This window comes from Niastella soli, from assembly GCF_017742245.1.
GTDB classification, from domain to species: domain Bacteria; phylum Bacteroidota; class Bacteroidia; order Chitinophagales; family Chitinophagaceae; genus Niastella; species Niastella soli.
The window spans coordinates 72,167-84,861 of record NZ_JAGHKO010000024.1 but is presented as its reverse complement, the minus strand read 5'-3'; the positions used below and the strand labels follow the sequence as shown (position 1 = coordinate 84,861).

7 protein-coding genes are annotated in these 12,695 nt (G+C 42.0%); all 7 read right to left on the bottom strand.

The genetic code is table 11. The features are described 5' to 3' along the window. Nucleotides 1–48: 48 nt before the first annotated feature. Nucleotides 49–1,353 carry a S41 family peptidase gene (locus J7I42_RS33205; protein ID WP_209144519.1) on the bottom strand — a complete coding sequence of 435 codons (1,305 nt, stop codon included), beginning with the start codon at nt 1,351–1,353 and terminating at the stop codon, nt 49–51. A 241-nt stretch (nt 1,354–1,594) separates the two neighbouring features. Next, nucleotides 1,595–3,028 carry a T9SS type A sorting domain-containing protein gene (locus J7I42_RS33200; RefSeq protein ID WP_209144517.1) on the bottom strand — a complete coding sequence of 478 codons (1,434 nt, stop codon included), beginning with the start codon at nt 3,026–3,028 and terminating at the stop codon, nt 1,595–1,597. Nucleotides 3,029–3,054: 26 nt separating this feature from the next. Then, on the bottom strand, nt 3,055–3,792 hold the full coding sequence (locus J7I42_RS33195; RefSeq protein WP_209144515.1) for a hypothetical protein: 738 nt from the start codon (nt 3,790–3,792) through the stop codon (nt 3,055–3,057). A 94-nt stretch (nt 3,793–3,886) separates the two neighbouring features. Next, entirely contained in the window at nt 3,887–5,254 is a 1,368-nt protein-coding gene (locus J7I42_RS33190) for a hypothetical protein (RefSeq protein WP_209144513.1), read from the bottom strand. Between the two features lie 341 nt (nt 5,255–5,595). Next, complete coding sequence (gene porV, locus J7I42_RS33185; RefSeq protein ID WP_209144511.1) at nt 5,596–6,705, bottom strand: type IX secretion system outer membrane channel protein PorV; 1,110 nt, start codon at nt 6,703–6,705, stop codon at nt 5,596–5,598. A 42-nt stretch (nt 6,706–6,747) separates the two neighbouring features. After that, a complete protein-coding gene (locus J7I42_RS33180; protein WP_209144509.1) occupies nt 6,748–9,432 on the bottom strand; it encodes an MBG domain-containing protein in 2,685 nt (894 codons plus the stop codon). Nucleotides 9,433–9,478: 46 nt separating this feature from the next. Next, a complete protein-coding gene (locus J7I42_RS33175) occupies nt 9,479–12,652 on the bottom strand; it encodes a TonB-dependent receptor (RefSeq protein WP_209144507.1) in 3,174 nt (1,057 codons plus the stop codon). Nucleotides 12,653–12,695 lie beyond the last annotated feature (43 nt).

Sequence of the window (12,695 nt, the reverse complement as noted above, 5' to 3'; positions counted from 1 at the left end):
TAAAAAGTGGGCTTCCCTTACTGGAAGCCCACTTTTTTTGTGCACTGCCTATAAATTCATCACATTCACTGCTGTAGTTCCGTAAATTAAAGTCAGGGCCTTATCAACAGACAGGTCACCTGGTTCCCCAATAGGCGATAAAGGCAGTTTGCTGGTCTCTATCACCACATGATCCGGAGCCAGCCCGGTTGCGTAATCCCCTTTTCCCAGGCCATCTGCAATTTTATAAACGATCGGTGCAATAAGCCATTCAACCTGCCTTGGATTGCGTTTATCTTCTATAGTAAAGGAAGCTTCATCTTTACCAAAAGTTGTTTCACCTATTTGAATGATATTAACATATGGCCTTAAATTGTGGGTCAGCAATTCAGCAGCAGAGGCTGTTTCCGGAGAAGTTAAAATAAAAAGACGGGATAGGCGGAGATTCGCCGATTGTAGGTCTGGCATATTCTTGCCACTGGCATTCCCGGAAAAAGCAATGGCATCCTGAAAAGATTGTTTAACTGTGCCTCCATGCTTGTTACCACGGTAAGTTATGAAGATGCTATTAGGATTGAAATTGCTGGCAAGCATAGCCGCCAGTTTGGTCGCAGAGGCTACACTCCCACCTGGATTGTATCGAAGATCGAGAATACATTCAGTAATACCCTGTTGCTTTAATTTTTGAATACCTTGCAAAACAGTACCGTCATCTTTCTCAATGCAAAAATAATAAGCCAGGTACCCGGTTTTTGTTCCATTGCTTTCAAATAATTTAGTAGCATATACACTTTTTGGGGTAAATGCGGGGGACTGTACAGCAACCCTGGCTGAATCAACCAGCGTCGTTCGGTTGTAATTAAAAGTTACAAGTTGCAGCATAGCATTTGGCGCCTGGAGATCCTGTGCAACCTCCCCCCTGTTCTGCGAAGCAATGGCCCGATCGTTCACTTTTGTAAACATAATCCCTCGCTTAAGCCCTATGTTGCTGGCATTGCTACCAGGCATTACGCAAGTGATAATACCCACTAGTTTTTGGGCATCAAAAGGATCAGGTGTTAACGTGTAATGAAAGCCGTATAACTCAGCTGATGTTTTTACGGGGCCGATATTGCTTCGGTTACTGATATAGGAAAATCGATCTTTTGGTGATAATAGCTTTTTAAAAAAATCTTGCGTTGGCAGGCTATAATCAGGATTAGCTGGTAAATCGGCACTCCAGTAATAATATAATTGCATGCTGTCGTACACCCACTTATTCAGCTTGCCTAATGAGTCTGTAGGTATATAGGGTGTATCACTTTTGCTACAGGAAGAATTAGGTGCAACAGCCAGTAACAGCAGCGCATATATGATCAATTTTTGTATAATCATTGTAGAAGTAAATTCTTGGATAAGGCCCCGGTTTTAAATATTTTTTATTTTTTCGTTAACTGCCAATAATTAATTTTGTAATGGAATTAAACAATTATAACAATTAGGGCTGCCCGTTTCTACGGGTGGCCGTTTTTATTTTGAAAACATAACCCATGAAGTGATGACACTTCACAGGTTATGTTAGTAATATATAGGATACGAGTTTACAAGACGTTATGATGCACTTGCTGATGTAAGCTTACTTTTTTATGAATGATTTGCTTTGACGCTGTCCATTCATATTAAGTATGATCAGGTAGTTACCAGGCACCAGTTTGCTTACATTAAGCGTAGTTTGGGAAGCACCCAGTTGAATATTTTGAGCAAACAATTGACGTCCATCGATACCAACTACACTTACAGTAGCACCTGCTACGGCCTGAGGATGTTGCATAATCAGGCTGTTCTGTACAGGATTAGGATATACATTGATCTTTACAATGCCCTGTACAGACAATACATCGCTGGCTATTTTAGCCCCATCTTTACCTAAGAGGGTTACACGATAATAAGTAGTTGTTTCAGAACGATTGTCAGACAGTTCATAAACAGCTTTATTTCCGGCCTTAACAGTGCTGAGCGGAGCAAAGGTTTTTCCACCATCAATGGATTTTTCTACCACATATTCACGAGCGTTAGCCGCATCTGGCGTGCTCCATTCCATTGTAATAGTTTCATTGGTTACTGCCTCGCCATTCAGCCACAGGTTTAGGATAGAAAGACGGGCTCCATTTATAACCAGAACATTATCCAGTCCACCAGCAGCGTTTTTCGTATTGGCCGATGTGTGATTGTAGGAAGGCCATTTGCCATCAAAAGACAGGTAAGGGAATCGGGCATACTGGCCGTCTTGCAGGGAATATTGAGCAATATGCAGAATTCCATTAGGCAGGTTATTCGGAATAATAGTACCCCAGGCTTTATTAACGCCATTTACGCTATCGGCATAAAATGGAGCATAGCCATTTGCAATAGAATTATCAGAACTATCACTTTCAATGAAAGTGCCGCTTATTGGCCTGCATCCGCTGAACTGGCCCAAAATATTATCATAAAGGAAAACGAATTGTCTGGCACTACCATTTCTCAAAGGAGAACAGCGCAATCCGGTACCGCTTAATGAATCATTTATGGTACTGAAATTGATAACGCTAACGGGATTGGCATTTGTAATACGGGCAACTACGGCAGCGCCATTAGCACCATTGTTAAGGCACACCCGGAAGTAGATCTTGCTTCCTGGCACGTAAGTAGAAGTTGCGTTAGGTTCAACTGCAAACCAGCCAGTATAAGAACCAGTAGAATCGGTAGTGAACACGCCATAACGGCCGGCAGCGGCCAGAGAGGCGGCGGTTACACGTACAAAAGCGCTGTCTTTTACCAGGATATAATTTCCTTCCCCAGTACTTGTACTGGTTGGATTTAATACAAATCTGTTAAAATAGCGATAGGTAGCGCCTGGTGTCAATCCACCCAATGTCATCCGGCATACAAAAGGCACCTTTCTATCATCTGCTGGATTAAAATTTCCAACCCCTTGTATATATTGCGGAAAAAAAACTTCAGAAATCGTCTGCGCATATGAAGCTGTTGTGGCCAACAGTAAAATGAGCATGATAAATTTCAATTTCATAAATTTGTTTGTTTTTTAATTGAGTGTTAAAAAGCACGGATCAAGTTGTAAACAGTTTGTCCATAGAAAGTAGAAGCTGAAAGATTAACTGCATTGTAATTAGCGTACGAAGTAACATTTGCAAATTCCGTTTGTCTGATCAGCGAGTTGGTGACAGGATCATACACTTTTATCCGAAAGCTATTGGTGCTTTTTTTGACTAAATAATACTCATCAGTAAATTCATACCTGGATAACACAACTGTGTCTACCGATTTTGGAACGGACCCATTGCCTGCAGTGCTTGCATCAACAATGATCTCACATTTAACAGAATCGAGGAAAGACACACTTGATGGAGCGGTATAAACAAACTTTACATTACAGTATCCGCTGTCTGGGGATGATCCAACAGGTGGCGTTGGCAATGAAGGCTTTTCATCACTTTTCATCTGAACAATATTAATATTATTATTGCCAAGATGTATGTTCAGGTTAGTATCGATCACCATCCTGTTAAAGATATTCTTCTCAAAAACCTGCAGGTGAACAACAGTATCATAAAAGGAAAACTGCCTAAATACTGATGCTGCCGGCGATGTAAGGGTGTCAATTAATAAGGTATTATTGATCCGTACTGAAAACAATAAACTATCAACCGTGAATGTGGTTATGGTCGCATTTGCATATTTGGATTCAGTAATCGCTTCCTCCCGTTTATTACACGCCGTCACAAATAAAATCAGTATTACTGCACTTATCATTCTTATAATTCTGCCGTTCATTATTTTATAAAATTAAAACCAGGTGCCTCTTTTTTACGGAGGCAAAACCTGGTAGTTAAAAAATTACCTGTTTCAATTTCAGGAATTAGAATTATTAATAGTTGTACTTTGCCCAGCCACCTCTATCCCAGGTGCTGTTAAAGCCGGTTGCGGCAAAAGCACCACGGAAAGTTGCGCCAGTATCAAAGAAACCATCGGCGTTCTGGAAATCTCCAAAATAAGTAGAAGCCGTTACCAGACTGGAAGAAGCTGCTGGTCTGAAATCAGGTGCTGATTGATTGAAAGGATCGATCAACGACAACAAAGTGTTAGCATCGCCACCCAGGACCCCGTCATTGTTAGTAGGCAGACTGATTGTTGTAGTAACGCTGTTATAACCATGTACGGTATTGTAAGCAAAATTGCTTGCATACGAACCGGTACCAGGAGTACCACCAGCATCAAAAGCGATACCATTAGGATAACCTGCAAATACTGAGTTATGGATCAGGTAGTTCGTGTTTCTGCGAAGGCGAGCTGCATTCAATAAACCTCTGTTAGAAGCTGTTGAAGCATCTTTCAAACCCAATACAGTCATATTGGAGATCTGAGCTTGCGTATTTGGTAAAGCGCTTGAAGACTGACCATCATTATCGCTTTCGATACCGTTCCCATCAGCAAACACTTCAGCTTCTCTACGTACATGAACGGCGAATTGAATTCTTCCTTTGTAACCAAAGTCGAAATCAAATGCATCGTCATTCTGAGAATAAGCTATCAGGTATTTAGCATCTACAGTACCACCGAAGAACTCGAATGCATCATCAGCACCCAAAGCCGATTCTATGTGGTCAAGTGTAGTACCACGACCAACACCACCCAGGGTTAAACCGTTCAATTCATTGTTAGGTGCAATGGCGGCTCCGGCATACTCAATACGCACGAAACGCAATGTACCTGAATTATCATTCTCATCACCCGCGTTAGCAGAGCCACCGCCATATTTAATATCAACGCCATCTGGAACACTTGGCAGATTGATACCTTCAATAGAGGTGTCAGGCTTGTTGATGGGAGCGCTACCCAGGATCACCACACCACCCCAGTCACCTACTGCAGCTGTTTCCTGGTGTGAAGTGAAAATGATGGGATTGCTTGAGCTACCCTGAGCGTCGATCTGGCCACTACGTGTAATGATCAGAGCAGAAGCTGAATCATTGGTTGATTTCTTTACACCTTCAATGCGGGTTCCTTCGTCGATGGTAAGTACACCATTTTTAACATAGGTTTTACCGTCAAGTACCCAAAGAGTATCGCTGGTTAATGTTTTATCACCATCAATAACAAGGGGCAATACTGACTCAGGAAGACCATCGGGGTTAGGGCCCGCATTGGCTCCCCGGGGAGCAAAATTATCGATATTTCTTTTACAGCTAACGGTAGCAGCCACAGCAACTACCAGGACAAGGAATTGTTTTTTCATAAATAATCTCGAAATTTTGAAAGTTAAACAATCTAACAATTAAACAATGAAATATGAAACAGGTAACCTTTTACATGTGAATGCTGATTTCAGCGATTGGGGATTCATGGCTTTTCATGATTTCGGATATGCATCGTTGCTTTTGTAAATTTACATTCCGAAAGAATATAAAAAGGCACTACTGCCACGAATTAGCAATTAGTTATTGTTTAGTTAATATAACGGTTTAGGATATGCAATAACAGTACGCCCAATATAATACACTATACAAATTAAATTGCATTTGCATTATTCGGTTATACATGTAACACCTACTCATTCATTGCTTCAAATCAGGAAGATCAATTCAGGCCAAACAGCAACCCAAATCGCACAGTATTAGCCAAAGGATTTCTGCTTGTTTTATTGCCTGTCGGAATCAGGTAAGAAAAATTAACGGTAGCCATATTGAATCTAACTCCAGCCCCGGCAGTAACATATTGCCAGTTCCCATATGAATAGGTTTTACTGTTGTATCCCAACCGTAAATACAACAGTTCCTTGAACCCATATTCAGCGCCAAATCCTAATTGCCAGGCTTCATTGCCAAATGAATTAAACCAGCTGCCCACTACAGTTTTTTCCCGGTAAGCAGCCATGCCTTCTTCATTTTGTGGCACTTCTGGCACTAATAGTTTGTTTACATCCAGGGCGAATGTAATTGAATTGGTCTCGTCCCATGCTTCCCTATAGGCAGCTCCAATGCCTAAAGAGGCAGGCAGAAAATCTTTCTGGGCTGTATTTTCAGTATACCCGATCTTGGTCCCCAGGTTGGACAAAGTCATACCGGCTGTCCATCCACGATTGTTGTCATTCTGTCCATTATAATAAACAGAAAGATCTGCGGCCACCGCATTGCCTGCTTTGTAACTGGTACCATTGACAGAACCGGTTGCCAGATTGGAGTGGATATAACGCAATGCGGCTGCCAATCCAAATTTATCAGACAGCTTCCGGGAATAGCCTGCATCAAAAGCAAACTCCCGGGGATTGGCTGTTTGTAATTTATTACCATTATTATCTATGAGTGCTATATTGCCTGCACTGAAATAGCGCAGCGAGGCAGACACCACCTCCCCTTCATTCAGTTTATGAAAACCCGCCAGCGTAGCCAGGTACATGTCATCTGCCACTTCTCTTAACCACGGAGTATAGGTAGCCCCAATAGCTGATCTGTTTTTCGCAAAAGGCGTTTTGGCCAGGTTGTAAAAACCACAATTGGCGTCCGGACTGATAGCGATACTGGCGTCACCCATACCTCCTGCGCGGGCATCTGGCGAAATGCGCAGAAAAGGAACGGCTGTTGTTGTAATACCAATATTATTGCCATTCTCCTGTGCGTTCGCCCGCATGGCAACAATAAGCAGGAAAGAAAAGAAAGAAATATAGCGGAACATATTGAACTTTTTCATTTGTTAGTTTTAATTCTGTTCATCAACCAATTACTTATCAAATTATCTAATGATCACTTTGGTTTTCTGCATTAACTCATTACCTGCCACCCGCACATTGTATATCCCTGCTGTCAGATTCCCGATTGGAATACGATAGGTATTGAATCCTTTAACGAGTGTCACCGGTGTATTTACCAGTCTTGTTCCATTCCCGTCAAAAAGCTGAACATAAACTTTTACAACATTAGCTGCATAAACATTCACCTGGAGCTGGCCCGGACTGCTGACGTAAGCGTATAAATTATCCTGCCCTTCCCCTTGCGGTGGCAACACTGTAAGCGTACCGTTTTGCTGGCGAATTGTATAATTGGGTGACACGGCTCCCTCCACTGAAATGGTATACGTGCCTGCCATTGAATTAGCTGTTGCGCCGGTTGTTACAATGGGTAAATTCGCCAACTTACTGGAATCATCGTTGTTTACAAAACCGCTGTAGGTTACAGTAAGCTGTGGATTGGCCTGGCCTTCGTTCTTTGTTTGGTTATTGGCTTTAATGACCAGGACTGGCTTCTGCACAGTCAGGGTTTGTATAACATTTGCCGCACGGTCATAAATTGTATTGCCAGGTTGTGATGCCGTGATATCGGCGGAGCCTACTCCAACCATATGTATCATCGAATCATTTACAATAGTTGCTACGTTGGCATTACTACTTGTATACACAATTGCAAGCCCTGAACTGGCTTTTGCCCCTGCTTTAAAATCAGCCTCGCCGTATTTTTTGACAGGCAAAGCAGGGTAACTGATTGTTTGTGGTAATTTATTGGATACTGTCAATGTTCCATTCATATAACTAAAATCATAATTGACAGCTGCAGCATTCTTTACTTCAATTGGAAAGGTGCCTGGTATTATTGAATTATCAGGCGCAGTAGTGGTTACACTTGGCTGGGTTGTTAGAACACTCTTGTTTTCTCCATTTACAAAACCCGTATAGGTCAGTCTGAATGTGGGGTTGGACTGACCAACCAGCCGGATTGTATCTATAGCTTTAATGGTAACAATTGCTTTGTTAACCGTTAATACCTGGACCTCATTCTGGGCCGCCTGATAATTTTGATCACCAATTTGTGATGCGGTAATTATAGTAGTACCTTCCCTTACAATATGTATTTTATTGTTTACTGCATCATAAGTAGCCACATTAGGATCGCTACTTGTAAATGTTACGGGTAATTTTGAACTGGCGGTTGCTACCGGACTAAAGTCTGCATCTCCATATACTTTACCGGGAAACGCAGTGAAGGTGATCTGTTGGGATTGTTTATTAGGGACTATATGTATAGTATCGCTTTCATAGATGAAATTATAATTAGGCGAACCGGCCCCACTTACGGTAATAAGGTAAGAGCCTAAAGGAGAAGAAGCATCCGCCGGTGTGACAATCTGGGGTCTGGGAGCAAGCACGTGCTCGTCTTCGCCATAAACAAAACCAGTATAACTTACGGTTAACTGTGGCATAGTTGTTCCCAGTACCCAATATTTTTTATCAGCCTTAACAGTGAGATCGGATTTATTTACAGTCAATGTTTTTAAAACATCTGTAGCGGGCGTAAAGTCATCATCACCAGCTTGTGTAGCAGTAATATCCGTGGTTCCCGCGCCAACAATATGTACAGTGTTACCATTTAATATGGTTGCCACGCCGGTATTACTGCTAACATACGTAACAGGCAATCCTGAGCTAGTAGTGGCTCCCGGATCGAAATCCACATCACCATATTTTTTGGCAAGGTCATTAAATGTAATGGTTTGTGCTGCAGGTGGGCTTAATGGTACGGCAGCACCGTCTATTACCAAAATATCGGCACCATTGTAATTCACCGTACTAAATGTACCACCGCCTTCTTTTGCCCAACTGCCGCTGGCGGAAGTTTTACTTCCCACTTTATTGCCGGTTGCAAGGCTATATTGTACGATCTTTTGAATGCCATTGGGCAGGTTATTAGGTATAATGGTACCCCAGGCTTTCTCTACACCATTTACCCAACTTTCATAAAAAGGCACATACCCGTTTGCAACGGTATTATCAGTTGTATCGCTTTCAATAAAAGTCCCAGCTAGCGGACGGCCAGCGCCTGTTGTATTATCATAAAGCATCACGAAATTCCGGGCAGTACCCGATGCGGCCGGCGTGCTGCGGATCCCGGTACCTGTATTAGCAGAAGCGCCATTGCCAAAATTAATAACGGTAATAGGACTGCTGCTTGCCGTTATTCTATTTACAACCCCGCTTCCCCCAGAACCATTATTGGTTATGATCCGGACATACACTTTATTACCTGGAGCAAAAGTCAATTCAGTATTGGCTTCGCCGGCAAACCATCCGGTGTAAGATCCATTTGCATCTGTTTTAAATTCGCCGTATTTATTGGCACCAGACAGGGAAGCCGCAGTGACCCGGTAAAACCGGTCAGATTGTTTAACAATTATGTAATTGCCATCACCATTAATGCCTGTGCTATTGGGATCAGCAACAAATTTATTATAATAACGATACGTTGCATTAGCAGTTAAACCATTGATAGTTAACCTGCATGCAAAAGGGACTTTACGGTCATCAGCAGCATTCTGATTACCGGTCCCCTGCATATATTGAGGAACGAATACTGGGGTAATTGATGGTTGACTGAATGCAATACCTGTAATTAGTAAACTGATTATGATCGAACAAATGCGTTTCATATTTTGACTCGTAAAAGATTTATAATATTATTATCGTTAGATAATCTTAAAATTTAAAGCTTAGGCTCACACTGAAATTAGTCCCCTTTTTGGCCTTATAAATTATCAGATCAAGCGCTTCATTAAATGCTTCCCCTTTGGGATCATCGTTTCCGCCGAGACCAGGATTGCGTGAACCGTCAGGATTTCTATTAACATTATTACAATAGATAATGATGTACTGGTTCAGCAGGTCGGACACATTGAGTTTTAATTCTGCTTTTTGATTCAATACTCTGGTGCTCAACTGCAGGTCTACCACATCCCTTGAATTTTCATACTGAATTAAAAGCGGATTGGTCCCGCCATTTACAATTCTGCGACCAAAGCGGTTATACGCGATATTGAATCCCCAGGTTTTGTTTTGATAATTAAGCCCTGCATTGATGATGTATGGCGACAAGCCTTGTATGGGCCGTTTTCCTTTTTCCACGTAAAAGGTATCTTTCAAGGTAAAAGGACTGGAGGTTACAGCATAATTGATCTCGCCTTTCAGGTACGTGTAGTTACTACTGATATACAGATTTTGGAGCCAGGGAGTACCGGGGTCAATAAATCCCAGAGATTTACGGATATCTATTTCATATCCTTTGGCGGTGGCGCTATACAGATTTCTGTATTCCACGCTGTTGCTCGGGTTACCCAGGTTATAAAAGCGTTCAACAGGATTGGAAAAATCTTTATAAAACACGGAAGCGGAAATTATTTCATTACCAGAAGGATAATATTCAAAACGAAGATCATAGTTCTTGATACGTGACACCTCAAGTGATTGCTGCCCGGTTACCTGTACCTGCTCCATAAAATCATAATACACATATGGAGACCGCTCTACAAAATCGGGTCTTGCCAGTGTTTTACTGAAAGCACCCCGTATATTAAACTTATCGGTTACGCTATAGATCAGGTTAGCTGATGGCAGCCAGTCTTTTTCGTAATAAGAGGAGTCTTTAAATACCGGATAACCGGTAAGAACGTCGTAAAACACGGTAGAAACAGTCATTTTATTGTTTTCATACCGCATACCTCCCACCAGTCGAAGCTGTTTTAACAGTTTAAGATCAAGCATGGCGTATGATGCCTGCAACTTCTGACTGGCAGTATACTGATCACCCGTAGTTTCTGACCTTACATAAGTTGGTGTATAAACTAGCTGGCCGCTGGTTATAGCGTTCCGGTTAATAACTTCGTAATAAGGTAAGCCCTTTTTAGACTGAGCATAGTCAGAACCGTTCGGATTCAATATTCTCAAGCCTGTAGCATCATAATCAGCCTCCCGTTTTGACCAGCTATACCCTATTTTAAAGTTTTGTTTTTCTTTTGCAAGGTTGAAAGGAATGTTCAGATTACCGCCGGTATTTTTCCGTTTTTCATCCAACAGGGAAGAATATAATCCACCATATAGCAACAACCGGGTATTAAAATCATAACCATATACATGTTTCCCCAAAGAATCCTGTTCTTCAGCAACTAAAAAACGCCCGTCAGGCTGTTCCCGTCTCAAGGTTATATAATCACCATACCAATCAAGTTTAATACCCTTTATCAAATTATGATCGCCTTCAAGCCGGGTATGTAACAAGCGGTTTGTCAATGTTACTTCTCCCGTACGGTTCTCAATACCTCTGCCGCTATTGAACTGATACCCATACCGTTCGTCGTACTGATTGCTGTAGCGGTTATTGTACAGATTTTTCCAGGCCAGTTTATGCCGTTTCGATTTGTAAGCTATATTCAATAAGCCGCCTATAGTGGTGTTAAAGCGGTAGCGATCTGAGGATACGTCAAAGTTCTGAAGACTGCGGGCTTCGCCCTCTTCATAAAACTGTTCATTCAAATAGGTGACTGCCGCAATTGCACCTATTACGGAGTTATTCTTTAAGTGTTTGTTCACGCCCCCAGCAAGCTGATAATTTTGCTGCGGCGTATAATTATATCGATAGGCTTGCCACCGAATGGGGATTTGCGCGCCTATTTTACGCATAGCTGCCGTATCATTACTCCCATAGTATTTTACATATTCCTGCTGTTGAAATATTCTTCCGTCGCCAAACCACTTTCTATCTCCATCCACGTTGGCCAGATATGCCTTTTTATCACGTTTGAACCCAATGAATTCCTTAGCCACGCTGGCAGAGTTAAAGCCAGTTCCTACTGTCAGATTTAGAAAGTTTTCAACGGGTACATCTTTGGTATTGATCTGTATAAGTCCACCGGTAAATTCACCGGGCAGATCGGGAGTGGCGGTTTTATTCACTACAATATTATCTACCAGTGCACTGGGAACAATATCAAAGCTGAAATTTCTTCTGTTAGGCTCAGTACTGGGCAAAGTGGCTCCATTGATCAATACATTATTGTAACGGTCACTTACGCCGCGTATAGTAACAAACTTTTCACCCTGTACGGTGATCCCGCTTACGCGCTTTAATACCTGTGCGGTATTGTTATCGGGTGTAACGCGTATTTGCTCAGCACTTATACCATTCGTCATACTGGCATTGTTCTTTTGCGCCAGCAGTAAGGAGCGGGTACTTTCCCTACGGGCGCCACTGGTTACCACCACGGCCTGCATCTGTTTTGAAGCTGCCGTAAGCACAACGCTCAGGTCGGTCATCTCATCTTCATTTACCACCGCATCGGTGATCTTTTTAGATTGATATCCTACGAATGAAAACAATAAAGTATACGTTCCTGGTGGAAGTGTCAGTGCATAATCCCCATTGATTGAAGAAGTAGTTGAATTGTTTGTCGCATCCACAATGATCGTCACACCGGGCATTACCTCATTTTTCTCATTGCGTACAACACCAATGAGCTTACCAGGCTTTCCCTGACTGGCCTGAACTGGAACAGTCGCTGATTTTGCGTTAACCTTTACGGCAATGGTATTACCCAGCAAATTGAATTCAAGATTGGCAAGGCGTTGAAGGTTATCCAATGCTACACCCAACGAAGTGTTGTCGAATACGAATGATTTAATCGCAATCTTCTCCAGCTGTTCGCGGGTATAGGAAAATGTATAATTGCTTTGTCTGTCCAGTTCTTCAATAACCTGGGCAGCCGTGGTGTTCTTTAACTGAATGGAGATCTTATCTTTTAAAGTAATGACCTGTCCAAATGAAAACAGGTGAAAGGAGAAAAAAATGATTACAGTTAGTATACCAGTTAGTTTATTCATATCACAGTCTTGTTCTGATGGCTTTATTTACAGTATTAATAGC